The sequence below is a fragment of the Streptomyces sp. NPDC031497 genome (genome assembly GCF_055580905.1).
Map to the genome: position 1 here is coordinate 196,174 of NZ_JBVIKO010000002.1, position 23,940 is coordinate 220,113.

Here is a 23,940-nt window from a genome sequence, read left to right on the forward strand (position 1 = left end):
AGAGTGCACTCGGGGTCGACCATCAGGCCTATCGACGGCACTCAGTGCCGCCAACCTGCTCATCCTGCCCCCTCGTCTCGCCATCTGGAAGTGCTCTGTGACCTTCACGACTCATTTGATCGATCATTTTTTGTGATGGTCCTCGGCACGTCACCTTCGATCCCCTACGAGCCGCCGCGGAGCCGGAAGTCCAGTGCCGTACAGCGCCGGCCTGCCGACACCGTGCGCACCGCCTGGCCGATCGCCTTGCGTGAACCGACGAGGACGACCAGTTGCCTGGCCCGGGTGACCGCCGTGTAGATGAGGTTCCGCTGGAGCATCATCCAGGCGCCGGTGGTGACCGGGATCACCACGGCGGGATATTCACTCCCCTGTGAACGGTGGATGGTCACCGCGTAGGCGTGGGCCAGTTCGTCCAGTTCGTCGAACTCGTACGGAACCTCCTCGTCCTCGTCGGTCAGCACCGTGAGGCGCTGGTCGACCGCGTCGAGCGAGGTGACCACGCCCACGGTGCCGTTGAAGACACCGTTCTTGCCCTTCTCGTAATTGTTGCGGATCTGGGTGACCTTGTCGCCGACCCGGAAGACCCGCCCGCCGAACCGCTTCTCGGCGAGGTCGGGCCGGCCGGGCGTGATGGCCTGCTGCAACAGACCGTTGAGCACGCCCGCGCCGGCCGGCCCCCGGTGCATCGGCGCGAGCACCTGCACGTCCCGCCGTGGATCGAGCCCGAACTTGGCCGGAATCCGGCGGGCGGCGACGTCGACGGTGAGCCTGCCCGCCTCCTCCGTCTCGTCCTCCACGAACAGGAAGAAGTCGTTCATGCCGTCGGTGACCGGCTGCTGCCCCGCGTTGATCCGGTGCGCGTTGGTGACCACCCCCGACTGCTGGGCCTGCCGGAAGACGCGGGTGAGGCGGACGGCGGGGAGGGGACTGTCCTCGGCGAGCAGATCGCGCAGTACTTCGCCCGCCCCGACACTGGGCAGCTGGTCGACGTCCCCGACGAACAGCAGGTGCGCACCGGGCGGTACGGCCTTCACCAGCTTGTTGGCGAGGAGCAGATCCAGCATCGACGCCTCGTCCACCACCACCAGGTCGGCGTCGAGCGGGCGGTCCCGGTCGTAGGCCGCGTCACCGCCGGGCTTCAGCTCCAGCAGGCGGTGCACGGTGGAGGCCTCGGCACCGGTCAGCTCGGCAAGCCGCTTGGCGGCCCGGCCGGTGGGGGCGGCGAGCACCACCTTGGCCCGCCTGGCCCGCGCCAGCTCCACGATCGACCTGACGGTGAACGACTTGCCGCAGCCCGGCCCGCCGGTCAGCACGGCGACCTTCTCGGTCAACGCCAGCTTGACGGCGGCCTCCTGCTCGGGGGCGAGGTCGGCGCCCGTCCGGTCCTTCAGCCAGGTGAGCGCCTTGTCCCAGGCGACGTCCCGGAACGACGGCATCCGGTCGTCGCCGGTCCGGAGCAGCCGCAACAACTGGGAGGCCAGCGCCACTTCGGCCCGGTGGAAGGGAACGAGGTAGACGGCGGTGACGGGTTCGGCGTCGGGGGCGGGGCCGGGCAGCTTCTCCCGTACGACGCCCGGGTCCTCCCCGTCCTCGGGCGGTGCGGCCAGCTCGGCCAGGCAGTCGATGACGAGCCCGGTGTCGACCTGGAGCAGCTTGACCGCGTCGGCGATCAGCCGCTCCTCCGGGAGATAGCAGTGCCCCTGGTCCGCGGACTGCGACAGGGCGTACTGCAACCCCGCCTTCACCCGCTCCGGACTGTCATGGGGAATCCCGACGGACTGGGCGATCTTGTCGGCGGTGAGGAACCCGATGCCCCAGACGTCGGCGGCGAGCCGGTACGGCTGGTTCTTCACGACGGAGATCGAGGCGTCGCCGTACTTCTTGTAGATGCGCACGGCGATCGAGGTGGACACCTCGACGGTCTGCAGGAAGAGCATGACCTCCTTGATCGCCTTCTGCTCCTCCCACGCGTCGGCGATCTTCTTGGTCCGCTTCGGGCCGAGCCCCGGCACCTCGATGAGCCGCTTCGGCTCCTCCTCGATGATCCGGAGGGTGTCCATGCCGAAGTGCTGGGTGATCCGGTCGGCGAAGACCGGCCCGATGCCCTTCACGAGACCCGAGCCGAGGTAACGCCGTATGCCCTGGACGGTGGCCGGCAGCACGGTCGTGTAGTTCTCGACGGTGAACTGCTTGCCGTACTGGGGGTGCGACCCCCAGCGCCCCTCCATCCGCAGCGACTCCCCCACCTGCGCGCCGAGCAGCGCACCGACGACGGTGAGGAGATCACCGGCGCCTCTGCCGGTGTCGACACGGGCGACGGTGTAGCCGTTCTCCTCGTTGGCGTAGGTGATCCGTTCGAGCACGCCTTCGACGGTGGCGAGCCGTCGTTCGCCGGTGGGGGTCCCCGTCTGCTGAGCCATGAACCGACGGTACCGGTGGGGACTGACAGGGGCGGCGGCGGTCGGCGGCTACGCGTGGGCGCTGATCACCCCGCCGACACGGTCCAGCGGGCGTGGGCGCCCGTCGTGGTCACCGTGGCCGGTAGGCGGTGACCAGTACGGAGACGGTGACCCGGTCCGGCAGGAGACCGTCCCCGGTCAGGTCCGCACCGTTCAAATGTCGCGCGCTCGGCGTCATACCCACCAGGTCCAGCGCCTGCCGCCGGGACAGGACCACGGGGTGCTCGACCCGCTCCGTGACGACGGCCTCGAAGCAGGGGGCCAGCGCCCGGTGCAGGCGCTGCTCCTTGGCCGGGTCGACGGTGATCGTTCCGGGCACCCTTCCGTGCAGCTCGACCAAGTGCCGCGTGGTGGGACGGACCACGATCAGCCGGCCGGCCGGGCGGAGCACTCGGCGGAACTCGGCCGGATTGCGCGGGGCGAACACGTCGAGCACCACGTCGGCCGCCCCGTCGGCGAGCGGGAAGCGACGGAAGACGTCCCAGGCCACCGCAGCGCCTCGGTCGTGGGCCCGGGCCGCCGAGCGCAGCGCGCGCACCGACGTGTCCAGGCCCAGCCCGTGGGCGCCGGGCAACCGGTCCAGAACACCGGCCAGGTAGTAGCCCGTTCCGCACCCGACGTCCACGACCGTGCCCCGCTGCGGGGCCGAGTCGGCCGCCAGGCGGGCCACGGCCTGCCGGATGCGGGCGTACCCGCCGGTGGCCAGGAAGCGGTCCCGGGCCCGGACCATGGCACCGTCGTCGCCGCTGGTGGCCCGGCCGCCCGTGAGGAGACCGGCGTAACCGTGCCGGGCGATGTCGAAGGAATGGCCCGCCGCACAGCGCAGTGCGCCGGGTTCTGGGTGCAGACGGCGCGCGCGGCACGTCGGGCAGCGCAGCAGGTCTAGGAATTGTTCGAGGGCAGGGGGAAGCAACACGGGCACGAGGCACTCCTGGCAGAGCCGAAGGGAAGGGACCGTGCCTGCACGCGCGTACGGAGACCGGCGCAACAGGCACACCAAGGAGGGCGACGCCGTCCGGCCTCGCCCTCAGCGCCTTCCGATCACAGGAAGCAGCAGTGCGGGGTGCTCATGAATGCCACGCCGGAAGTTTACGGGTGGGGGTGCATCTTCAGGGCGTCGAGGAAGGCCGCGAAGGCGGGGGTGGGGAAGGAGAGGGTGGCGCGAGCGGGAGTCTTGGAGTCGCGGACGGCTGTGTAGGTGGGGGTGGTGGCTATCTCCACGCAGTCGTCGCCCTCGCCATCGCCGGAATAGGACGACTTTCGCCACGCGTCACGGGCAGTCATTCGTTGCCTCACAGTTCCTTCGCCAGCTGCTGGATGAAGTCACGCGACCGTTCGGGGTCGAGCGCCATGGCCGTTACCTGCTGGAAGCGACCACGGTACGTGGCCAGTTGGCCCTCTGTATCGATGTACAGCGCGCCAGTGGGGCCGTCGCGGATCACTGTGTCCAGTTTGGTCACGCTGCCACCTACGTAGGTCATCGAACTGCTGCCCCAGGGAAAGCCCTCCCGGCTGAAGGGGACGACCCGCACGGTGATGTGGTCCGCTGCAGAGGCTTCCAGAATGTGGACGAGCTGGGATCGCGCTGCGGCCCGGGTGCCAACCATGATCCGCAGGGCTGCTTCGTGGATCACCGCATCGAACGGGATGGGCGACGGGCCTTCGATGATCACGCGCCGCGCCAGGCGATGGCGCACACGCAGCTCCAGATCCTCTTCGGGCAGTTCAGGAACTCTGGTGGTGTATAGGGCACGCGCGTAGTCGTCGGTCTGCAGTAGGCCCGGCACGAACAGGATGGCCACGTTGCGTTGGAACCGGGCGTGGTGATCCAGCTCAGAGAGGTCCAGGAACGGCCTGGACAGTCGACCCCGGTACTCCTCCCACCAGCCCCGCGTTCGATCCGTAGCCATCACGACGAGCGCATCGACGAACTCCTTGTCCGTGCAGGCGTATTGGGACGCCAGGCGCCGCACTCGCTGCTCGCTCACACCCGAGAGCCCGGATTCGATCTGGGTGATCTGGACGCGATTCGCACCGAGCAGCGCCGCCGCCTCGATGGCGGTGAGCCCCGCCGCCTCGCGAAGCCTGCGCAACTCGACCCCCAGGCGCACCTGGCGTGCGGTTGGTTCGCGCCTCAGAACCATCAATTGCTCCCCGGTTCAACATGCCCGCCAGTGCGGCCCGTTCGGAGTCAGATTACGCGATCGGCTTGCTCCGTCTTACATGAAAGCCGTACCGTCAGTGACGCACCGCTCACGCAGCGGAAGTGCACCGCTCCGTCCTGCCACGACGGCCGCGGCAACGCCACCGCGCGTGAAACTCCCCCACAACCACCGGAGTTGATGACGCATGCCCGAAGCCTGGGAGTACACGCTCACCATCCCCAACGACCTCCGTGCCGTCACCGTCAGCCGTCACACCCTCCGGCTGGTCCTCACCGCGCACGAGCTGACCCGCTTCCTCGACGTCGCCGAGCTGCTCGCGACCGAGTTGGTCTCCAACGCCGTACGGCATACGAAGGGGCCCGCGGCCCTGCGGGTGCGGTGGTCGCCGCCCGGGACGCTGCGGATCGGCGCGTGGGACGCGGACCCGGAACCGCCGGAGCCGCCCGTGCCGTTGGAGGGACTCGGGGAGGCGGAGGAGGGGCGGGGGCTGGCGCTGGTGCGGGCCTGCTCGGATCTGTGGGGCTGGCAGCCGCTGTCCAGGTTCGGCAACCGGGGCAAGTACGTGTGGTGCGAGCTGGCGGCCGCGTAATAGCGCGGGCGCAAGAGGTGGCGCGGCGTCAGGGCCTACGCCGGCCCCAGGCCAGGAGCTGGTCGAAGACGCGGCGGTCGCCGTCGAGTTTCAGGGAGTGCGCCCAGGGTCGCCGCCGTTGTCCAGGGCGATCGGGCTCGCCGTTCAGGACGGTGATGATGATCTCGCCGGGCCCTGGGAACGGTGTTGTTCGGCCCCGGGACGCCCGTCGAAGTGGTCCACGTCGACGACCGCCTGGGCGAAGGCGGTGGGTGCCTCCTGCGGCATGTCATGGCCGACGCCCTTGAGTGCGCGGTGCGCGTACTTGCCCGTGAACCGATCGCGGTACGACGCCCCGTTGCCGGGCGCGGTGAACGGGTCGAGTTCGGGGTCGATCGTGATCGTCGGCACTGAGATGACGGGGCGCGTGGCGAGTACCTTCTCGTACCGGTCGTACCGGCGTTCGCCGTCGGCGAGCCCCAGTCGCCAGCGGTAGTTGTGGATGACGATCGCCGCGTAGTCGGGATTGTCGAACGCGGTGGCCGTCCGCTCGAACGTGGCGTTGTCGAAGTGCCAGGTGGGAGAGACCTCGTCCCAGACGAGCCGGCACAGATCGTGCCGGAGTGTCCTGTCCTCCATGGCGAGGCGACCCCGCTCGGTGCTGAAGTAGTACTGGTACCACCAGGTGTGTTCGGCCTTGGGGGGGCAGCGGCTTCTTCTGTGCCTCGACGTTGGTGATGAGGTACCCGCTTACGGACACCAGGCCTTTGACGCGTTCGGGCCACAGGGCCGCGATGATGTCGGCGGTGCGTGACCCCCAGTCGAAGCCGGCGAGAAGGGCCTGCTGGATCTTCAGAGCATCCATCAGGGCGATGATGTCCAGGGCGATCGCCGACTGCTGGGCGTTGCGGACGGTTTTGGCGGACAGGAAGCGCGTGGTCCCGTGACCGCGCAGGTAAGGGACGACGACCCGGTAGCCCTGCGCGGCGAGCAGCGGGGCGACGTCCACGAAGCTGTGGATGTCGTAGGGCCAGCCGTGCAGGCAGATGACGACGGGACCGTGCGCGGGGCCCGTCTCGGCGTAGCCGATGTCCAGCACGCCCGCCTTGACGTGCTTCAACTTGCCGAAGGACGTATGAGTGCCCGGTGTGACCATGGGCACCGTAGGCGTCGGGGACACCGCCGGGGTCGGAGGGTCACCCTCCGCGTGGTGGGCGGACGCGGCCTTCGCGCTCGCCTGGAGTCCAGCCAGCGTGGCCGCGCCGGTGCCGACGGTCTTGTTGAACGTACGCCTGTTGATCATGAGAGGCCCTTCCCTCGCAGCCGTCATCACCGGTCGGGCAGGTGATCAATTGTTGCTTGTCTCCAGCCGGGTGGCACCTTCGACGGCCCGGCGGACAGGGCGAGATCAGCGACCGGCTTCCTCTCTGCTGATAGCCCCTGCCTTCCATCACAGGTCAGCGGTCCGCGCCGCGGGAACGGCGTCCGGCACGTGAGTGGTACGCAGTGGACCGGTCGGCCAGTTCCTGTGTCGCCGACGATGTCGAAGACGCGGTCATCCCGGACTGCGGACACCGGATCACCGAGGAGCAGCCGCAGGCGACGACGGACCTGGTCGTCGACTTCCTGCGCCGGGCGCGCTGACAGAGGGTCCCGGACGCCGTCAAGGACTCCGTCACGTACGGCACCGGCCTCGCGGGCCGGTGTCCGCCCGGCGGTGACCGTAACAACCCGGGCGTTCGGGTGGCGGGATCCGCGGCGGGCGGTGATGGTTGCGGCGGGGGACGTTTTCGCGCGCACGCAGGGAGAGCTGGAGATGCCCGAGATCACTACTCCGTACGCGACCGGCACCCCGTGCTGGGTCGACCTGATGGCGCAGGACCAGCAGGCCGCGCTGGACTTCTACCGCGACCTGTTCGGCTGGCAGGGCGAGGTCGGCCCGGGTGAGTTCGGCGGGTACGCGGTCTGCACGCTCCGGGGCAAGCCGGTGGCCGGGATCGGTCCGGCCATGGCGCCCGAGGGGCAGCCGGAGCCGCCGACCGTCTGGACCACCTACCTGGCCAGCACCGACGCGCCGGCCACCCAGGACGCGATCGTCTCGGCGGGCGGCACCCTGCTGGCCCCGGTGATGGACGTCGGCGGGCTCGGCCGGATGCTGATCGCCGCCGACCCGCAGGGCGCGGTGTTCGGGGTGTGGCAGCCGGGCGAGTTCCACGGCGCCGGGCTGGTCAACGAGCCGGGCACGCTGATCTGGAACGAGCTGAACACCAGCGACGTACTCGGCGCCACCGGCTTCTACGGCGAGTCCTTCGGCATCGAGATCCAGCCGATGGAGGGCGCCGACGGGGAGTACTGGTCGCTGAACGTAGGCGGCAAGGGCGTCGGCGGGGCCGCCCGGCTCGGGGACGACCGGCCCGGCGTTCCGCCGCACTGGCTGACGTACTTCGCGGTGGACGACGTCGACTCCACGGTGGACGCGCTGGTCAAGCGGAACGGAACGGTGCTGGCACCGCCGTTCGAGATGATGGCCGGCCGGATGTCGGTGGTCGCCGACCCGCAGGGCGCGACCTTCGCGGTCTTCAAGCCGAAGCCGATGTGAGACACCGTCAGCAGCGCAACCGCGCGCCGAAAACGCCGGGTTCGGCCCCCTTCCGCCTTCCTGCGGAAGGGGGCCTGCGGACGGGGGCGGGGTCGCGGGAACCGGGCACGCCGGACCGCCGGTCCGGCCACCGCGTCCAGCCCGGTGCGAAACAGCCGGAATAGCCGTGGGACCGCGCCGTGTTGCGCGGTCATGACAACGAATGCGCCGCACCCCGAGGTACTGCGATACACCGCCTTCTCCGGCCGCCCCGAGGGCGGGAACCCCGCCGGTGTCGTATTGGACGCCAGTGGCCTGGACGACGACGCCATGCTGGCGATCGCCGCCGACCTCGGATACTCGGAGTCCGCGTTCCTTACCGCGTCCTCGCAGGAACGGGCGTACACCATCCGCTACTTCAGCCCGAAGGCCGAGGTGCCGTTCTGCGGGCACGCCACCATCGCGACCGCGATCGCACTCGCCGAACGGATCGGCCCCGGGGAGCTGGTGTTCGCCACGCCCGCCGGCACCGTGCCGGTGACGGTGGCCGAGGAGGGCGGGACGGTCAGGGCCACCCTCACCAGCGTCGAGCCGCACGTCGAGGAGGTCGCCGACGCCGACCTCGCGGAGGCGCTCGCCGCGCTCGGCTGGCCGGCCGCCGATCTCGACCCGGCGTTCCCGCCCCGGATCGCGTTCGCCGGCGCCCGCCATCTCGTGCTCGCGGTGGCGACGCGGGCGCGCCTCGCGGATCTCGCGTACGACTTCGCGCGCCTGGAAGCGCTGATGCACCGCCTGGACCTGACCACGGTGCAGCTGGTGTGGCGGGAGTCGGCCACCGTCTTCCACGTCCGCGACCCGTTCCCCGTCGGAGGCGTCGTCGAGGACCCGGCGACCGGTGCCGCGGCCGCCGCGTTCGGTGCCTACGCCCGTGAGCTGGGCCTGGTCCCCGAGGACGCCGTCCTCACCCTGCACCAGGGCGAGGACCTGGGCCGCCCCGGCGAACTCACGGTGACACTGCACGCGGGTGACCCGCGCGTCCGGGTCAGCGGCACGGGAACCCGCATCGGCTGACGGGAGCCGAGCAGGCCGCCCAGGGGCTGGTACGCAGACGGCCGTCGGCGTACCAGCCCCTGGGCGCTCCGGCACCCTCCTGTAGGCCTCGCCCCGGCGCACCGAACCGGCCAGAGTCACGATTCGGTTTCGGCCATCTCCCACCCCTTGCCTCACCGCCGTGTAATCGATTCCAATCCTCGGTACGCAGTGCGTGTAATCGATTCCATGAGTTCCACGAGGAGGTGGAGCGGCGATGGCGAGTATCAAGGACGTGGCCGCCGCGGCGGGCGTTTCCGTCGCCACGGTGTCCCGTGTCCTGAACGACCATCCGTCGGTCAGCGCCGACGCCCGTACCCGCGTGCTGGCCGCCGTGGAGGCGCTGGGCTACCGCCCGAACGCCGTCGCCCGTTCCCTGCGCACCGACCAGACCCGCACCCTCGGCCTGGTCATCAGCGACGTACTCAACCCGTACTTCACGGAACTGGCCCGCTCGGTCGAGGAAGAGGCCCGCGCGCTCGGCTACAGCGTGATCATCGGCAACGCCGACGAGCGGCCGGAGCTGCAGGACCACCACGTGCGGACGCTGCTCGACCGCCGTATCGACGGGCTGCTCGTCTCCCCCACCGACGGCGGCTCGCCGCTGATGCTGGAGGCGGCGCGCGGCGGGACGCCGATGGTGTTCGTGGACCGGTGGATCCCGGGCGTCGACGTGCCCGTGGTGCGGGCGGACGGACAGGCCGCCATACGGGATCTCGTCGCACATCTGCACGGGCTGGGGCACCGGCGGCTCGCGATCATCGCGGGCCCCGCGGCCACCACCACCGGCAGTGAGCGTGTGCAGGCGTTCCGGGAGGCGCTCGCCGAGTACGGCGTCCCTCTCCCCGACGCCTACATAGGCCAGGGCGACTTCCAGGCCGAGAGCGGGCGGCGGGTCACCGAGGGCTTCCTCGACCTGCCCGAGCCGCCCGAGGTCGTCTTCGCCGCCGACAACCTGATGGCGCTCGGCGCGCTCGACGCCGTACGCGCGCGCGGCCTGCGGGTGCCGGACGACATCGCGCTCGCCGCGTTCGACGACATCCGGTGGTTCGTGCACACCGATCCGCCGGTCACGGCGATCGCCCAGCCGACCGGTGAACTGGGGCGTGCCGCCGTACGCGCGCTGATCGACCGTATCGAGGGGCGGCCTCCGCAGTCCGTCACCCTCCCCGCCCGGCTCGTCGTGCGCCGCTCGTGCGGCGCGAACCCCGACGGGAATCGCGGCGCGGGCCGCGACGCGAACCGTGGCGCGAACCAGACCCCTGTGCGGAACCAGACCCCTGTGCAAAGGAGCACGTCGTGAGCAACCCGGACGAGTTGCTGCGTATCGAGGGCATACGGAAGTCCTTCCCCGGAGTGGTCGCGCTCGACGGCGTCGACTTCGATCTGCGCCGGGGCGAGGTGCACGTACTCCTCGGTGAGAACGGCGCAGGCAAGAGCACCCTCATCAAGATGCTCTCCGGTGCCTACACGCCCGACGGGGGGCGGATCCTGGCCGGTGGCGAGGAGGTGCGCATCCATGGTGCGCAGGACTCCGAGCGCCTCGGGATCGCCACCATCTACCAGGAGTTCAACCTCGTACCCGATCTCACGGTCGCCGAGAACATCTTCCTGGGCCGGCAGCCGCGCCGCCTCGGGATGATCGACCGGAAGCGGATGGAGGCCGACGCCGAGGTCCTGCTGAAGCGGGTCGGCGTGAACGTGTCGCCGCGTGCGCGGGTGCGTGATCTCGGTATCGCCCGCCTCCAGATGGTCGAGATCGCCAAGGCGCTCAGCCTGGACGCGCGCGTGCTCATCATGGACGAGCCGACCGCCGTGCTCACCTCGGAGGAGGTGGACAAGCTCTTCGCGATCGTGCGGCAGCTGCGCGCGGACGGGGTCGGGATCGTCTTCATCACCCATCACCTGGAGGAGATCGCCGCGATCGGCGACCGGGTGACCGTCATCCGGGACGGGAAGTCGGTCGGGCAGGTGGCCGCCGACACCCCGCAGGACGAGCTGGTACGGCTCATGGTCGGACGGTCCATCGAGCAGCAGTACCCGCGCGAGCGGGCCGAGACCGGTGCCGCGCTGCTGTCCGTCAAGGGGCTGACCCGGGACGGCGTCTTCCACGACGTGAGCTTCGAGGTGCACGCCGGTGAGGTGGTCGGCATCGCGGGGCTCGTGGGTGCCGGCCGCACCGAGGTCGTGCGGGCCGTGTTCGGGGCCGATCCGTACGACAACGGGGCCGTGCGGGTCTCCGGTACGGCGCTGAAGCGGCACGACGTCAACGCGGCGATGGCCGCCGGGATCGGGCTCGTCCCCGAGGACCGCAAGGGGCAGGGGCTGGTGCTCGACGCCTCCGTCGAGGAGAACCTCGGCCTGGTGACGCTGCGCCGGGCGACCCGGGCCGGGATCGTCGACCTCAAGGGGCAGCATGTCGCCGCCGAGCGGATCGCCGGGCAGCTGGGCGTGCGGATGGCCGGGCTCGGTCAGCACGTGCGCACGCTCTCCGGCGGAAACCAGCAGAAGGTCGTCATCGGCAAGTGGCTCCTCGCCGAGACCAAGGTGCTGATCCTCGACGAGCCGACGCGCGGTATCGACGTCGGCGCCAAGGTCGAGATCTACCAGCTGATCAACGAGCTGACGGCCGCCGGAGCCGCCGTACTGATGATCTCCAGCGATCTGCCCGAGGTCCTCGGGATGAGCGACCGGGTGCTGGTGATGGCCCAGGGCCGGATCGCGGGCGAACTCTCCGCCGACCAGGCCACCCAGGACTCCGTGATGGCGCTCGCCGTCAGCACCCCCACCACCACAACCGACAAGGAGGCCGGACGTGGCCACTGACACCCTCAAGAGCGGGAACGCGGGCGCCGGTGGCGTCTCCGGCCTGCGCCGGCTGCTCCTCGACAACGGGGCTCTCACCGCGCTGATCGTCCTCGTCATCGCCATGTCGGCGCTGTCGGGGGACTTCCTCACCACCGACAACCTGCTGAACGTCGGCGTCCAGGCGGCCGTGACGGCCATCCTCGCCTTCGGCGCGACCTTCGTGATCGTCGCGGCGGGCATCGACCTGTCGGTGGGCTCGGTGGCGGCCCTGTCGGCCACCATGCTGGCGTGGAGCGCCACCTCGCACGGGGTACCGGTGTTCCTGGCCGTCCTGCTGGCCGTCGCCACCGGCATCGCCGCCGGACTCGTCAACGGCTTCCTCATCGCGTACGGCAAGCTGCCGCCGTTCATCGCCACCCTGGCCATGCTGTCGGTGGCCCGCGGCCTCTCGCTGGTGATCTCCGACGGCTCCCCCATCGCCTTCCCCGACTCGGTCTCGCACCTCGGTGACACGCTCGGCGGCTGGCTGCCGGTGCCGGTCCTCGTCATGGTCCTCATGGGGCTGATCGCGGCCTTCGTGCTGGGCCGGACGTACATCGGGCGCTCGATGTACGCGATCGGCGGCAACGAGGAGGCAGCCCGGCTCTCCGGGCTGCGGGTGAACAAGCAGAAGCTCGCCATCTACGCGCTGTCCGGGCTGTTCGCGGCCGTCGCCGGCATCGTGCTCGCCTCCCGGCTGTCCTCCGCGCAGCCGCAGGCCGCCAACGGCTACGAACTGGACGCCATCGCGGCGGTCGTGATCGGCGGCGCCTCGCTGGCCGGCGGCACCGGCAAGGCGTCCGGGACGCTGATCGGCGCGCTGATCCTGGCGGTGCTGCGCAACGGCCTCAACCTGCTGAACGTCTCCGCGTTCTGGCAGCAGGTCGTGATCGGTGTCGTCATCGCGCTCGCCGTGCTCCTGGACACCGTGCGCCGCAAGGCCGGGGCGACCCCGGTGGCCGCCGGTACCGGGGGCAACAAGGGCAAGCAGGCCGGGACGTACGCGCTCGCGGCCGTCGTCACCGTCGGACTCGTCGCCGCGACCTCCCTGCTGCACACCGGCTCCTCGTCCACCAACCCGAAGATGGGCCTGTCGCTGTCCACCCTGAACAACCCGTTCTTCGTGCAGATCCGGTCCGGTGCCCAGGCCGAGGCGAAGAAGCAGGGCGTGGACCTGACCGTCACGGACGCCCAGAACGACGCCTCGCAGCAGGCCAACCAGCTCCAGAACTTCACCAGTTCGGGACTGGGCGCGATCATCGTCAACCCGGTGGACTCGGACGCGGCGAGCAACTCCGTGAAGGCCGCCGACAAGGCCGGCATCCCGGTCATCGCCGTCGACCGGGGCGTCAACAACGCGAAGACCGACGCGCTGGTCGCCTCCGACAACGTGGCCGGCGGCGAGCTGGCCGCCAAGACGATCGGCGACAAGCTCGGCGGCCACGGCAAGATCGTGATCCTCCAGGGCCAGGCCGGCACCTCCGCCGCGCGGGAGCGGGCGCAGGGCTTCGCGAACGGCCTCAAGGCCTACCCCGGGATCCAGGTGGTGGCCCAGCAGCCGGCCGACTTCGACCGCACCAAGGGACTCGACGTGATGTCGAACCTGCTCCAGGCCCACCCCGACGTCCAGGGCGTCATCGCCGCCAACGACGAGATGGCCCTCGGCGCGATCAAGGCGCTCGGCTCCAAGGCCGGTACGTCGGTGTCCGTGGTCGGCTTCGACGGCACCCCGGACGGCCTGACCGCGGTCAAGAACGGCACGCTGTACGCGTCGGTCGCCCAGCAGCCGAGCCAGCTCGGGAAGATCGCCGTGGACAACGCGCTCAAGGCGATCCAGGACAAGAAGGTCGAGTCGACGATCAAGGTGCCGGTGAAGGTGGTCACCAAGGAGAACGTGGCCGGATTCACGGGCTGAGGTACCAAGGAGGCGGCCGGGCGGCACCTGTCGCGCCCGGCCGCCTCAACTCGTTCTCTTAGGGAGTCACTTCATGTACGACTACGACCTCCTGGTCGTGGGATCGGCCAACGCCGACCTGGTGATCGGGGTCGAGCGGCGGCCGGCCGCCGGTGAGACCGTGCTCGGCGGCGACCTCGCCACGCACCCCGGCGGCAAGGGCGCCAACCAGGCGGTGGCGGCCGCCCGGCTCGGCGCCCGCACCGCCCTGCTGGCCCGGGTCGGCGACGACGCGCACGGCAGGCTGCTGCTCGACTCGCAGCGGGCGGCCGGGGTGGACACGGTGGGCGTGCTGGTGGGCGGGGCGCCGACGGGCGTCGCGCTGATCACGGTGGACCCCTCCGGCGACAACAGCATCGTGGTCTCGCCGGGCGCGAACGGGCGGCTCGCACCGGCGGACATACGGGCCGCGGTCAGCCTCTTCCACACCTCCCGGGTGGTCTCCGCACAGCTGGAGATCCCGTTGGAGACGGTGGTGGAGGTGGTGCGGAACCTGGCTCCCGGCAGCCGGTTCGTGCTCAACCCGTCCCCGCCGCGGCCCCTTCCGGGTGAGGTCCTCGCGGCCTGCGACCCGCTGATCGTGAACGAGCACGAGGCGAAGGTGCTTCTCGGCGAGGGGTGCGTGAGCGAGGAACCGGCCGACTGGGCGCGGCTCCTGCTCGCCAAGGGCCCCAAGTCGGTGGTGGTGACGCTGGGCGCGGAGGGCGCGCTGGTCGCCGACGCGCACGGGGTCGGGTCCGTCCCGTCCGTGCAGGTGGACGCGGTGGACACCACGGGTGCCGGGGACGCGTTCACGGCGGCCCTTGCGGTACGGCTGGGGGCGGGCGCGTCGCTCGCCGAGGCGGCGGCGTACGCGGCCCGGGTCGGGGCGGCGGCGGTGACGAGGCGGGGCGCTCAGGACTCGTACCCGACGGCGGCGGAGGTCGAGGCGCTGGGCCGTGCTGTCCCGGGGGGTGCGGTGTCCGACAGCGGTTCCGCCGCGGGCCGGACTCCCGGCCGGGGGTCGGACAGCGTGCCCGGCTCTGGTGAGCGAGGCGAGGCGCTGTGAAGAAGGCGGGGATCCTCAACCGTCATCTCTCCGGTGCGCTCGCGGAGTTGGGGCACGGGCACGGGGTGCTGGTCTGCGATGCCGGGATGCCGATCCCGCAGGGGCCGCGGGTCGTGGACCTCGCCTTCCGGGCCGGGGTGCCGTCCTTCGCCGAGGTGCTGGAGGGGCTGCTGGCCGAGCTGGTCGTGGAGGGCGCGACGGCGGCGACCGAGATACGCGAGGCCAATCCGGCCGCCGCCAGGTTGCTGGACGGGCACTTTCCCGACCTGGCCCTGGTCCCGCACGAGCGGCTGAAGGAGCTGTCGGGGGGCGCCCGCCTGGTGGTCCGCACGGGCGAGGCCCGGCCGTACGCGAACGTGCTGCTGCGGTGCGGGGTGTTCTTCTAGAAGTCCGGCCCCGCGGGCAGAAGTCCGGCCCCGCGGGAACAGCACGGATCGGCGGGTCCCGGCACTCCGGGGCCCGCCGGTCCGTCGTCCGCCGATCAGCAGGAAGCCTCCCAGCGGTGCGAACGGAACTTGACGTTGAGGCTCGCCCAGGTGTCGCCGTGCTGCGCGATGCAGTAGCCGGTACCGGTGTAGTTCGCACCGGTGTACAGGATGACCCAGTTGTACGAGGACGACGTGCCGCTGTTCTTGGCGGACCCGACGACCTGGTTGTCGGCCCACGAGCACACGGTGGGAGTGTTGTACCAGTCCGCGTCGGCGTTCGCCCACGTGCACCGGCTGCCCGTACCGCCGGTGCCGGTCCAGACGCACAGATCACCGCTCGGACAGTCCCACGCCGCCTGCGTGGAGGCACTCGCGGCACTCGGTGCGATCAGGCCCAGGGCGGCCGTGGCGATAGTGAGCGACGCGGCGACGAAAGCCCTCCGGCCCCGACGAGGTGTGCGGCTGGACTTACGGTCGTGCTCCTGCTCGTACGAGGACATCCCGTGTCCTTTCTCGTGAATGGTGCCAACTCGCCTACGACTGGCGGGAACTCATGTTCCCGGCCCGTTATGCCGCTGTCATGCTCCTGCGAGTGCACTGACACATCGCAGGCGGCCGACGGGGCCCACGGAGATACGGATGCTGCGCTTTCATTTCACGTCCGAAGACCTCACCAAGGTCAGAGTGGCGACCGAGCCGCACGCGCTCTGGGAGATCGCGGTCAGTCTGCACCGGCTCCAGACCCGCGACGGCCGCTGGGCCTACGCGCCCTGGTTCCGTACCGCGCGTGCCTCGTTACGCCGGACCGGGCTCGAACGGACCGTGAAGACGTTCCTGTTGCCGCTCTTCCCGCGCGCCAGCTACTTCCCCGACTTCCTGACGCCACCGGAGGGCACCCAAGGGCTGGACGCCGGCCTCGAGGCCGTTCTGGCGACGCCGTACGAGCGGGTGGCGAGCGAGGTCGGCCTGCTCACCCGGGCCGTCGGCGCCCCGGCCTGGGCAGGCCGGCTCACCGAGCGGGAGATGCGCGAACAACTCGTGGGCGCCCTGCGCGCCTACCACCGTGCCGTGATCGCCCCTCACGAGGAGGCCATCCAGGAACGTCTGCACGCCGAGCGGGCCCGGCACGCCCACACCCTGTTCCACGGCGGGACCGAGGGCATGCTCACCGGACTGGGCCCCACGATCCGCTGGCGGCCGCCGGTCCTGGAGATCGATCCGTATCCGGACCACCGCGACGTCCACCTCGACGGGCAGGGGCTCCTCCTGATCCCCTCCCACTTCTGCTGGCACACACCCATCGCCCTGGCCGACCCCGGGCTCCCGTCCGTACTGCTCTACCCCCTCCACCACCTGCCGGCGACGACCTCGCAGGCCGGCTCCCCGCCGCTGAACGTGCTGCTCGGCCCCACCCGCGCCGCCATCCTGAGGGCCAGCGCGACAGGCTCCACCACCACCGAGGCCGCCCGCCGGGCCGGTGTGACACCTACGACGGCGAGCCATCACACCGCCGTGCTGCGCGACGCGGGCCTGATCACCAGCCACCGCCACGCCAACACGGTCCTGCACACCCTGACCCCGCTCGGCGCCGCCCTGCTGCGCACCGGCCCGCGCGGCCGCTGACCCCGGCCGGGGCCGGACATGCTTCGAGGGGGCCCGATCCGTCGATCGAACCCCCTCGGCTTACCCCCTCCGCGCCAGAACCCCCGCGATCCCCCCGGATCCCCCTCCGAAAGTTCTGACGCCCAGTACGACCGGCAGGGTGGGGGAAGGGTTGTACGCCGTTCCAAGATTTTCTTCCCCGGACCGCCGGCGGCGGCGACCCGGCCCGCGGGCGTGCCCTGGCTGCCGTGAGCGCGTCGATCAAGGACAATCTCAGGCAGCCGCGAAGACGGGTGGCCCACGGAATCCATAGGATTCGGCGGACGCGCCCCAACGACACCTGCCCCACCCCGGATCGGACGGGGTGGGGCAGGATCTCAGGGGCGCCGGTCAGGGGAAACCGACTCGGGTGTCACCGGCGCGGCCGGTGTGCCGTGGGTGAATTCAGCGGACCGTGACGGACACGTTCTTGGAGACCGTGCCGCCGTCCTTGACGCGCAGGACCTCGACACCCTTCTTGTCGAACTTCTCGGTGAGCTTGTAGGCCGCCTTGGAGATCTTCGCCGTCGCGGGCAGCGAGACCCACTTCCGGCCGTCCTTGACCTGGAGGGTCACCTTGCTGCCCGCCTTGAGGCCGGTGGCCTTGCCGGAGAAGGTGACGACGTCGCCCAGCCTGATGCTGGCGGCGCTCGCCTTGACGGTGAGGGCGGGAGCCGGGGCGGGGGCGGCGACGGCGGCGGTGGCACCGGCGGCGACGAGTGCGGCGGAGGCCGCGGCAACGGTGGCGATACGCATCTTCACAGGGAACTCCTTGGTTTTCAATTGCCTTTTCCAACCGCAATTCCTGGCCCTTTGCTCGCCCTTGCGGTCACCTCAAACCCTATAGACACGACCAGGCAGGACACGGTTCCTACCGAATGCGAAAAACCCGAACTGACAGGTTAAACACAGCAAATCGAAAAGGGCGGGCGACCGTGAACAGGGGATATAAAAAAGACCTGTGTGAAGAAGTCCTCACACAGGTACCGTCAGTTCTCCAACCGGACCGGCATCAGAAGCGAGAAGGCGCCCTCGTCCTCGGGCCGGCGGATCGCGATCGGCGCCGTGGGCGCGCCGACCTCCGGAATCAGTCGGTCACGGGCCCCGGCCGCCTGACCCCGGCCCTTCGGCAGGGGCGTGGCCTGCCCGTCGTCACGGGACGCGGGCAGGCCCACCGACTCGTCAGTCCGCAGTGTGCTCCACGAACCGGCTCGCCGTCTCCGCGAGCACCTCGCGGCCGTCCCGCGCCCACAGTCCGTCGTTGAACAGCTCGACCTCGATGGCGCCGGTGTAACCGGCCGCCTCCACGTACCCCTTCCACTCCCGCATGTCGATCGCGCCGTCCCCGATCTGGCCGCGGCCGTTGAGGACGCCCTCGGGCAACGGGGTGGTCCAGTCGGCGAGTTGGAAGGTGTGGATACGGCCGCCCGCCCCCGCCCGGGCGATCCCCGCGGGCGCCTGGTCGTCCCACCAGATGTGGTACGTGTCCACGGTGACGCCGACCTGGTGGGCGGGGAAGCGTTCCGCGAGGTCCAGGGCCTGGGCGAGGGTGGAGACCACGCAGCGGTCGGAGGCGTACATCGGGTGCAGTGGCTCGATGGCCAGCCGGACGCCGTGCTGTTCGGCGTACGGGCCGAGTTCGGCGAGCGCGTCCGCGATCCGCTCCCGTGCCCCGCGCAGGTCCCGGGAGCCCGCCGGCAGGCCGCCGGAGACCAGGACGAGGGTGTCGGTGCCGAGGGCCGCCGCCTCCTCGACCGCCCGCCGGTTGTCGGCGAGGGCCGCCGCCCGCGCCCCGGGGTCGATCGCCGTGAGGAAGCCGCCCCGGCACAGGGTGGTGACCGTCAGGCCCGCCTCGCGGACCAGCTTGGCGGTCGCGTCGACGCCGTACGACTGCACCGGCTCCCGCCACAGGCCGACGCCCGGCACGCCCAGCTCCAGGCAGGCGTCGGCGAGTTCGGGCAGTGACAGCTGCTTCACCGTCATCTGGTTGATCGAGAAGCGGGACAGGTCGCCGGTCACCGGGTCACTCCGTACAGGGCGAGGAGGGTCTTCATCCGGTCCTCGGCGAGCTTCGGGTCGGGGAACAGGCCCAGTCCGTCGGCGAGCTCGTAGGCGCGGGCGAAGTGCGGCAGGGAACGGGCCGACTGCAGCCCGCCGACCATGGTGAAGTGTGCCTGGTGGCCGGCGAGCCAGGCCAGGAACACCACGCCCGTCTTGTAGAAGCGGGTGGGGGTCTGGAAGAGGTGGCGGGAGAGTTCCACCGTCGGGTCGAGCAACGCGCGGAAGCCCGCCGTGTCGCCCGTGTCCAGGATCCGTACCGCCTGCGCCGCCAGCGGTCCCAGCGGGTCGAAGATGCCGAGCAGGGCGTGGCTGAAGCCCTGCTCGTCGCCGGCGATCAGCTCGGGGTAGTTGAAGTCGTCGCCGGTGTAGCAGCGGACGCCCTGCGGCAGCCGCCGCCTGAGGTCGATCTCCCGCTGCGCGTCCAGCAGGGAGACCTTGATGCCGTCGACCTTGTCGGGGTGGGCGGCGATGACCTCCAGGAACACCTCTGTCGCCGCGTCCAGGTCGGCCGAGCCCCAGTAGCCCGCCAGCGCCGGGTCGAACATCGGGCCGAGCCAGTGCAGGACCACCGGCTCGGCGGCCTGGCGCAGGAGGTGGCCGTAGACGTCCAGGTAGTCCTCGGGGCCGGAGGCGGTGGCGGCGAGCGCCCGGGAGGCCATCAGGATGGCCTGGGCGCCGGACTCCTCGACGAGCGCCAGCTGCTCCTCGTAGGCGGCCCTGATCCCGGCGAGCGTGCCGCCGGTGATCTGGTCGGTGCCGACCCCGCAGGCGATGCGGCCGCCGACCGCCTTCGCCTCGGCGGCGCTGCGGCGGATCAGCTCTGCCGCGCCCGCCCACTCCAGGCCCATGCCGCGCTGGGCGGTGTCCATCGCCTCGGCGACGCCCAGGCCGTGCGACCACAGGTGGCGGCGGAAGGCGAGGGTGGCGTCCCAGTCGACGGCGGCCGGCGAGTCCGGGGAGACGTCGGCGAACGGGTCGGCGACGACGTGGGCCGCCGAGAAGACCGTACGGGAGGTGAGGGGGGTGCCGGGGGTGACGGCGAGCGGCTCGGTGCGCGGCTCGTAGGTCCGCAGCGCCCCGTCGGCGCCCGGGAGCTGGATGGTCACAGCGCGATCTCCGGTACGTCGATGCGGCGGCCCTCGGCCGAGGACTTGAGGCCCAGCTCGGCGAGCTGTACACCGCGGGCGCCGGCCAGCAGGTCCCAGTGGTAGGGGGCGTCGGCGTAGACGTGCTTGAGGAAGAGCTCCCACTGGGCCTTGAAGCCGTTGTCGAACTCGCCGTTGTCCGGGACCTCCTGCCACTGGTCGCGGAAGACCTCGGTGGCCGGGATGTCCGGGTTCCACACCGGCTTGGGGGTCGCGCTGCGGTGCTGGGCGCGGCAGTTGCGCAGTCCGGCGACCGCGGAGCCCTCGGTGCCGTCGACCTGGAACTCGACCAGTTCGTCGCGGTTGACGCGGACCGCCCAGGAGGAGTTGATCTGGGCGATGGCGCCGCCGTCGAGTTCGAAGATGCCGTAGGCGGCGTCGTCGGCGGTGGCGTCGTAGGGCTTGCCGTTCTCGTCCCAGCGCTGCGGGATGTGGGTGGCGGTGAGGGCCTGGACGGACTTCACCCGGCCGAACAGCTCGTGCAGCACGTACTCCCAGTGCGGGAACATGTCGACGACGATGCCGCCGCCGTCCTCCGCGCGGTAGTTCCAGGACGGGCGCTGGGCGGGCTGCCAGTCGCCCTCGAAGACCCAGTAGCCGAACTCGCCGCGGACCGACAGGATCCGGCCGAAGAAGCCGCCGTCGATGAGCCGCTTCAGCTTCAGCAGGCCCGGCAGGAAGATCTTGTCCTGGACGACGCCATGCTTGATGCCCTTCGCGTCCGCCAGCCGGGCCAGCTCCAGGGCGCCCTCCAGGCCGGTCGCGGTCGGCTTCTCGGTGTAGATGTGCTTTCCGGCGGCGATGGCCTGCCGGAGGGCCTCCTCGCGGGCGGAGGTGACCTGGGAGTCGAAGTAGATGTCCACGGTCGGGTCGGCGAGCACGGACTCCAGGTCGGTGGAGATGTGCTCCTCGGACAGGCCGTGCCGGTCGGCGATGTCGCGGAGCGCGTGTTCCCGGCGCCCGACGAGGATCGGTTCCGGCCACAGCACGGTGCCGTCGCCGAGGTCGAGACCGCCCTGTTCGCGCAACGCGAGGATCGAGCGGACGAGGTGCTGGCGGTAGCCCATGCGTCCGGTCACGCCGTTCATGGCGATACGCACCGTCTTGCGTGTCACGTGTTTCCCTTCGTCCGCATGCGTCTCAGTAACGCAGCAAGCGCTTTCTATATGGTCTGAAGCTAGCCTTTGACCACTGGTCTGTACAAGACCGTGATGGGGTCGAGTTGTTCGAGGGGGCGAACAACAGGAGTGAATGGCCTTATGGTCTGCACGGCAAGGGGGCTTCCTTTGATCAGGCTGAGTACGACGGCGTACGAAGAGACGCGCGACCGGAGGATGACGAGATGACGGTGACCCTGGCGGACGTGGCGGCCCGCGCCCAGGTCTCGCCCGCGACGGTGTCGCGCGTACTGAACGGCAACTACCCCGTGGCGGCGTCCACGCGGGAGCGGGTGCTGCGGGCGGTGGACGAGCTGGACTATGTCCTCAACGGGCCGGCGAGCGCGCTCGCGGCCGCCACCTCCGACCTGGTCGGCATCCTCGTCAACGACATCGCCGACCCGTTCTTCGGGATCATGGCGAGCGCGATCCAGGCGGAGATCGGCGGCCCGGGCGGGCGCGCCGGCGGCGAGCGGCTGGCGGTGGTCTGCAACACCGGGGGTTCACCGGAGCGGGAACTGACCTACCTGACCCTGCTGCAACGGCAGCGGGCGGCGGCAGTCATCCTGACCGGCGGCGCGATGGAGAACGCGCCGCACGCGGCGGCGGTGGCGTCGAAACTGCGCAAGCTGGCCGACGCGGGGACCCGGGTGGTGCTGTGCGGACGGCCGCCGGCGCCGGAGACCGACGCGGTGGCCCTGACCTTCGACAACCGCGGCGGCGGCCGGCAACTGACCGAGCACCTCATCGGGCTCGGCCACCGGCGGCTGGGCTACATCGCGGGCCCGGAGGAGCGGACGACCACCCGGCACCGCCTGGAGGGCCACCGGGCCGCGCTGGCCGACGCGGGCATCGAGGAGGACCCGCGCTGGACCGTGCACGGGCGCTACGACCGGCGGGCGGGGTACGAGGCGACGCTCGAACTGCTGCGCCGCGACCCGTCGCTGACGGCGGTGGTGGCCGCGAACGACTCGGTGGCGCTGGGCGCGTGCGCGGCGCTACGGGAGTCGGGGCTGCGGATCCCGGCGGACGTGTCGGTGGCCGGCTTCGACGACCTGCCGTTCAGCATCGACGTGGTGCCGTCGCTGACGACGGTACGGCTGCCGCTGGCCGAGGCGGGGGCCCGCGCCGGCCGCATCGCCATGGGCCGCGAGGAGCCCCCGCCGGGGGGCATCGCGACGGTCCGGGGGGAGCTGATGGTGCGCGGGTCCTCGGGGGCGCCGCGGGGCTGAGCGGGGCGCGAGCCCGAGGCGGCCGTCGGCCTGAGGCAGCGGGTGCGTCCGACCCCGAGGGCGGCCGGCCGTGAGCCCGGGCAGGTGGATCGCGAGCCTGGACAGGTGGGCCGCGGGCCCGACGGAGTGGTTGCTCTGCGGCGGGTGGCCGTGGGCCGGCGCAGACGGATCGCGGGGCACTCGCCCAGCAGGAACGATTCCTCAGAGTGCTCGCGCGCAGTCGGCGGCAGCCCCCCGCACCGGTCTCAGCGGTCGCCCCGCAGGGACCGCCCCAGCAGCGGCAGCGGCGCCTCGCCCCTCTTCCGGTCCCGGTACCAGCGGTTCCCCGTGTCGTAGGCCCGTCGGGCCTGGCGTACCGGTTTCAGCTGCATGGCGAGGTGGGCCTGGTAGCGCCAGGGGGACTGCCGGCCCTGCCGGACCGCCATCGCGTAGGCGAAGTCGACCGGGTCACGGTCCAGGTAGTCGTCCAGCTGCTCGAACCAGGCCATGCTGGTGCGCGCCGCCGCCTGCACGGTGTGCAGTTCCGCGCGGCGGTGCTTGTCGTACTCGCGCAGCGCCACCCGCGGATCCGGGAACTCCTTCAGGGCGTAGGCCAGCACGATCGCGTCGATCATGGCGAGCCGGGTGCCGGAGCCCAGCGTGAAGTGGGTGGTGTGCGCGGAGTCGCCGGCCAGCACGACGGGCCGGCCGTCGCTGCCGTCGACCCAGGTCTCGTTGGTGATGTGCGTGAACCGCTGCCACTTCGCCGGCGCACCGCGTGATCTGCTGATCAGGGAGTGGCCGTCCAGGGCGCGGTGGAAGATCTTCTCCAGCAGCGGTACGGCGTCGTCCTCGTCGAGCGTGTCGAGACCGAGGCCCTGCCAGGTCTCGGGGGAGCACTCCACGATGCAGGTGCTGATCCCCTTGAACGACGGATAGGCGTGGAACCAGATCCAGCCGGCGTCGGTCTCCTCGAAGGCGAACACGAAGCTGTCGAACTGCCGGTCGGTACCGAGCCAGATGTAGGGATTGCGGCCGGTCTCCATGCGCGGGCCGAACCGCTCGGCGCGGCTCTGCCGGATCCGGCTGCCCGCCCCGTCGACGGCCAGGACCAGGTCGGCGTCGGGCAGGTCGGCGGGGTCGGCGAGGCGCTCGTGCCGTACGTCCACGCCGAGCGAGCGCGCGCGCCGGGCCAGGACGTCCAGGAGGGCCGCGCGGCCCATGCTGTAGCCGTAGCCGCCGAAGTGCGCGGTGCCGTCGTACCGGTTGCCGTGCACGCGGATGTCCTGCTGCTGCCAGAGCACGGAGCCGGCACTCACCGCCCGTGCGCTCTCGGGGTCGTTGCGGTGCAGGATGTCCAGCAGATCGCTCCAGTAGACGACACCCCAGCCGTACGTGGCCTCGGGCGGGTCCGCCTCCAGAACGATGATTTCGTGCCCGGCGTCCCGCAACTTCGCCGAGATCGAGAAGTACAGCCCGGCCGGGCCTCCACCCACACAGACGATCCTCATCCGGTCACCGCCTCCACGGCCGCCGGGCCCGGAGGCCCGCAGGGGTTTTGATGCATGGGTCCGGGTGCCCGAAGA

Annotated in this window: 21 protein-coding genes and 2 pseudogenes; 11 read left to right on the forward strand and 12 right to left on the reverse strand. The window is 71.0% G+C overall.

Features of this window, described 5'->3' with window-relative positions; translation table 11 throughout:
• Window positions 1-164: 164 nt before the first annotated feature.
• The 4 genes from recD2 to ACZ5K7_RS04180 all read right to left on the reverse strand — a co-directional run bounded on the left by recD2 (window position 165) and on the right by ACZ5K7_RS04180 (window position 4,606).
• On the reverse strand, window positions 165-2,423 hold the full coding sequence (gene recD2 / locus ACZ5K7_RS04165; protein ID WP_468910188.1) for an SF1B family DNA helicase RecD2: 2,259 nt from the start codon (window positions 2,421-2,423) through the stop codon (window positions 165-167).
• 109 nt (window positions 2,424-2,532) lie between these two features.
• Complete coding sequence (locus ACZ5K7_RS04170) at window positions 2,533-3,384, reverse strand: methyltransferase domain-containing protein (protein WP_468910191.1); 852 nt, start codon at window positions 3,382-3,384, stop codon at window positions 2,533-2,535.
• Between the two features lie 167 nt (window positions 3,385-3,551).
• Window positions 3,552-3,746: a DUF397 domain-containing protein gene (locus tag ACZ5K7_RS04175; RefSeq protein WP_468910194.1), complete on the reverse strand. Its 195-nt coding sequence runs from the start codon at window positions 3,744-3,746 to the stop codon at window positions 3,552-3,554.
• A gap of 8 nt (window positions 3,747-3,754) precedes the next feature.
• Window positions 3,755-4,606 carry a helix-turn-helix domain-containing protein gene (locus ACZ5K7_RS04180; RefSeq protein ID WP_468910196.1) on the reverse strand — a complete coding sequence of 284 codons (852 nt, stop codon included), beginning with the start codon at window positions 4,604-4,606 and terminating at the stop codon, window positions 3,755-3,757.
• A gap of 205 nt (window positions 4,607-4,811) precedes the next feature.
• On the opposite strand from ACZ5K7_RS04180, the gene ACZ5K7_RS04185 reads away from it, so the two are divergent.
• Window positions 4,812-5,216 carry an ATP-binding protein gene (locus ACZ5K7_RS04185; RefSeq protein WP_468910199.1) on the forward strand — a complete coding sequence of 135 codons (405 nt, stop codon included), beginning with the start codon at window positions 4,812-4,814 and terminating at the stop codon, window positions 5,214-5,216.
• Between the two features lie 144 nt (window positions 5,217-5,360).
• Here ACZ5K7_RS04185 and ACZ5K7_RS04190 read toward each other — a convergent pair.
• A pseudogene (locus tag ACZ5K7_RS04190) lies at window positions 5,361-6,498 on the reverse strand (alpha/beta fold hydrolase).
• Window positions 6,499-6,701: 203 nt separating this feature from the next.
• On the opposite strand from ACZ5K7_RS04190, the gene ACZ5K7_RS04195 reads away from it, so the two are divergent.
• The 8 genes from ACZ5K7_RS04195 to rbsD all read left to right on the forward strand — a co-directional run bounded on the left by ACZ5K7_RS04195 (window position 6,702) and on the right by rbsD (window position 15,097).
• Entirely contained in the window at window positions 6,702-6,839 is a 138-nt protein-coding gene (locus ACZ5K7_RS04195; RefSeq protein ID WP_351690830.1) for an alpha/beta fold hydrolase, read from the forward strand.
• 172 nt (window positions 6,840-7,011) lie between these two features.
• Window positions 7,012-7,794 (forward strand): VOC family protein, encoded by a 783-nt coding sequence (locus ACZ5K7_RS04200; protein ID WP_351690828.1) that lies wholly within the window; start codon window positions 7,012-7,014, stop codon window positions 7,792-7,794.
• Between the two features lie 192 nt (window positions 7,795-7,986).
• A complete protein-coding gene (locus tag ACZ5K7_RS04205; RefSeq protein WP_468910203.1) occupies window positions 7,987-8,844 on the forward strand; it encodes a PhzF family phenazine biosynthesis protein in 858 nt (285 codons plus the stop codon).
• 235 nt (window positions 8,845-9,079) lie between these two features.
• Window positions 9,080-10,165 (forward strand): LacI family DNA-binding transcriptional regulator, encoded by a 1,086-nt coding sequence (locus ACZ5K7_RS04210; RefSeq protein ID WP_450973595.1) that lies wholly within the window; start codon window positions 9,080-9,082, stop codon window positions 10,163-10,165.
• A complete protein-coding gene (locus ACZ5K7_RS04215; protein ID WP_468910207.1) occupies window positions 10,162-11,688 on the forward strand; it encodes a sugar ABC transporter ATP-binding protein in 1,527 nt (508 codons plus the stop codon). Before ACZ5K7_RS04210 ends, ACZ5K7_RS04215 begins: the two co-directional genes overlap by 4 nt.
• Window positions 11,678-13,624 carry an ABC transporter permease/substrate-binding protein gene (locus ACZ5K7_RS04220; RefSeq protein ID WP_351690820.1) on the forward strand — a complete coding sequence of 649 codons (1,947 nt, stop codon included), beginning with the start codon at window positions 11,678-11,680 and terminating at the stop codon, window positions 13,622-13,624. Before ACZ5K7_RS04215 ends, ACZ5K7_RS04220 begins: the two co-directional genes overlap by 11 nt.
• Window positions 13,625-13,697: 73 nt before the next feature.
• On the forward strand, window positions 13,698-14,711 hold the full coding sequence (locus ACZ5K7_RS04225) for a ribokinase (protein ID WP_468910211.1): 1,014 nt from the start codon (window positions 13,698-13,700) through the stop codon (window positions 14,709-14,711).
• Window positions 14,708-15,097: a D-ribose pyranase gene (gene rbsD / locus ACZ5K7_RS04230; RefSeq protein WP_468910214.1), complete on the forward strand. Its 390-nt coding sequence runs from the start codon at window positions 14,708-14,710 to the stop codon at window positions 15,095-15,097. Before ACZ5K7_RS04225 ends, rbsD begins: the two co-directional genes overlap by 4 nt.
• 95 nt (window positions 15,098-15,192) lie before the next feature.
• Here the strand turns inward: rbsD and ACZ5K7_RS04235 are convergent, their stop codons facing one another.
• A complete protein-coding gene (locus ACZ5K7_RS04235; RefSeq protein WP_468910217.1) occupies window positions 15,193-15,639 on the reverse strand; it encodes a peptidase inhibitor family I36 protein in 447 nt (148 codons plus the stop codon).
• A 139-nt stretch (window positions 15,640-15,778) separates the two neighbouring features.
• On the opposite strand from ACZ5K7_RS04235, the gene ACZ5K7_RS04240 reads away from it, so the two are divergent.
• Window positions 15,779-16,762 (forward strand): ArsR/SmtB family transcription factor, encoded by a 984-nt coding sequence (locus tag ACZ5K7_RS04240; protein ID WP_468910220.1) that lies wholly within the window; start codon window positions 15,779-15,781, stop codon window positions 16,760-16,762.
• Window positions 16,763-17,185: 423 nt separating this feature from the next.
• Here ACZ5K7_RS04240 and ACZ5K7_RS04245 read toward each other — a convergent pair whose 3' ends face one another.
• The 5 genes and pseudogenes from ACZ5K7_RS04245 to ACZ5K7_RS04265 all read right to left on the reverse strand — a co-directional run bounded on the left by ACZ5K7_RS04245 (window position 17,186) and on the right by ACZ5K7_RS04265 (window position 21,101).
• Window positions 17,186-17,536, reverse strand: coding sequence for a hypothetical protein (locus ACZ5K7_RS04245; RefSeq protein ID WP_468910917.1), 351 nt, complete (start codon window positions 17,534-17,536; stop codon window positions 17,186-17,188).
• A 233-nt stretch (window positions 17,537-17,769) separates the two neighbouring features.
• Window positions 17,770-17,892: pseudogene (locus ACZ5K7_RS04250) on the reverse strand (DNA polymerase III subunit beta); the annotation flags it as partial.
• A gap of 70 nt (window positions 17,893-17,962) precedes the next feature.
• Window positions 17,963-18,763 (reverse strand): sugar phosphate isomerase/epimerase family protein, encoded by an 801-nt coding sequence (locus ACZ5K7_RS04255; RefSeq protein ID WP_351692779.1) that lies wholly within the window; start codon window positions 18,761-18,763, stop codon window positions 17,963-17,965.
• A gap of 32 nt (window positions 18,764-18,795) precedes the next feature.
• Complete coding sequence (locus tag ACZ5K7_RS04260; protein ID WP_468910222.1) at window positions 18,796-19,947, reverse strand: dihydrodipicolinate synthase family protein; 1,152 nt, start codon at window positions 19,945-19,947, stop codon at window positions 18,796-18,798.
• On the reverse strand, window positions 19,944-21,101 hold the full coding sequence (locus tag ACZ5K7_RS04265; protein WP_351690808.1) for a Gfo/Idh/MocA family protein: 1,158 nt from the start codon (window positions 21,099-21,101) through the stop codon (window positions 19,944-19,946). Before ACZ5K7_RS04265 ends, ACZ5K7_RS04260 begins: the two co-directional genes overlap by 4 nt.
• A 227-nt stretch (window positions 21,102-21,328) precedes the next feature.
• Between ACZ5K7_RS04265 and ACZ5K7_RS04270 the strand changes: the two genes are divergently transcribed.
• Window positions 21,329-22,375 (forward strand): LacI family DNA-binding transcriptional regulator, encoded by a 1,047-nt coding sequence (locus tag ACZ5K7_RS04270; RefSeq protein WP_351690806.1) that lies wholly within the window; start codon window positions 21,329-21,331, stop codon window positions 22,373-22,375.
• Window positions 22,376-22,620: 245 nt separating this feature from the next.
• Here the strand turns inward: ACZ5K7_RS04270 and ACZ5K7_RS04275 are convergent, their stop codons facing one another.
• The gene (locus ACZ5K7_RS04275) at window positions 22,621-23,865 is read right to left on the reverse strand and encodes an FAD-dependent monooxygenase (RefSeq protein WP_468910225.1); all 1,245 of its coding nucleotides are present in this window, start codon (window positions 23,863-23,865) and stop codon (window positions 22,621-22,623) included.
• Between the last annotated feature and the right edge of the window lie 75 nt (window positions 23,866-23,940).

Bases quoted from the DNA above. Each gene is read 5' to 3' on its own strand.
- recD2 (WP_468910188.1), bottom strand. From the start codon at position 2,423: ATGGCTCAGCAGACGGGGACCCCCACCGGCGAACGACGGCTCGCCACC.
- ACZ5K7_RS04175 (WP_468910194.1), bottom strand. From the start codon at position 3,746: ATGACTGCCCGTGACGCGTGGCGAAAGTCGTCCTATTCCGGCGATGGC.
- ACZ5K7_RS04180 (WP_468910196.1), bottom strand. From the start codon at position 4,606: ATGGTTCTGAGGCGCGAACCAACCGCACGCCAGGTGCGCCTGGGGGTC.
- ACZ5K7_RS04185 (WP_468910199.1), top strand. From the start codon at position 4,812: ATGCCCGAAGCCTGGGAGTACACGCTCACCATCCCCAACGACCTCCGT.
- ACZ5K7_RS04200 (WP_351690828.1), top strand. From the start codon at position 7,012: ATGCCCGAGATCACTACTCCGTACGCGACCGGCACCCCGTGCTGGGTC.
- ACZ5K7_RS04205 (WP_468910203.1), top strand. From the start codon at position 7,987: ATGACAACGAATGCGCCGCACCCCGAGGTACTGCGATACACCGCCTTC.
- ACZ5K7_RS04210 (WP_450973595.1), top strand. From the start codon at position 9,080: ATGGCGAGTATCAAGGACGTGGCCGCCGCGGCGGGCGTTTCCGTCGCC.
- ACZ5K7_RS04225 (WP_468910211.1), top strand. From the start codon at position 13,698: ATGTACGACTACGACCTCCTGGTCGTGGGATCGGCCAACGCCGACCTG.
- ACZ5K7_RS04235 (WP_468910217.1), bottom strand. From the start codon at position 15,639: ATGTCCTCGTACGAGCAGGAGCACGACCGTAAGTCCAGCCGCACACCT.
- ACZ5K7_RS04240 (WP_468910220.1), top strand. From the start codon at position 15,779: ATGCTGCGCTTTCATTTCACGTCCGAAGACCTCACCAAGGTCAGAGTG.
- ACZ5K7_RS04245 (WP_468910917.1), bottom strand. From the start codon at position 17,536: ATGCGTATCGCCACCGTTGCCGCGGCCTCCGCCGCACTCGTCGCCGCC.
- ACZ5K7_RS04255 (WP_351692779.1), bottom strand. From the start codon at position 18,763: ATGACGGTGAAGCAGCTGTCACTGCCCGAACTCGCCGACGCCTGCCTG.
- ACZ5K7_RS04270 (WP_351690806.1), top strand. From the start codon at position 21,329: ATGACGGTGACCCTGGCGGACGTGGCGGCCCGCGCCCAGGTCTCGCCC.
- ACZ5K7_RS04275 (WP_468910225.1), bottom strand. From the start codon at position 23,865: ATGAGGATCGTCTGTGTGGGTGGAGGCCCGGCCGGGCTGTACTTCTCG.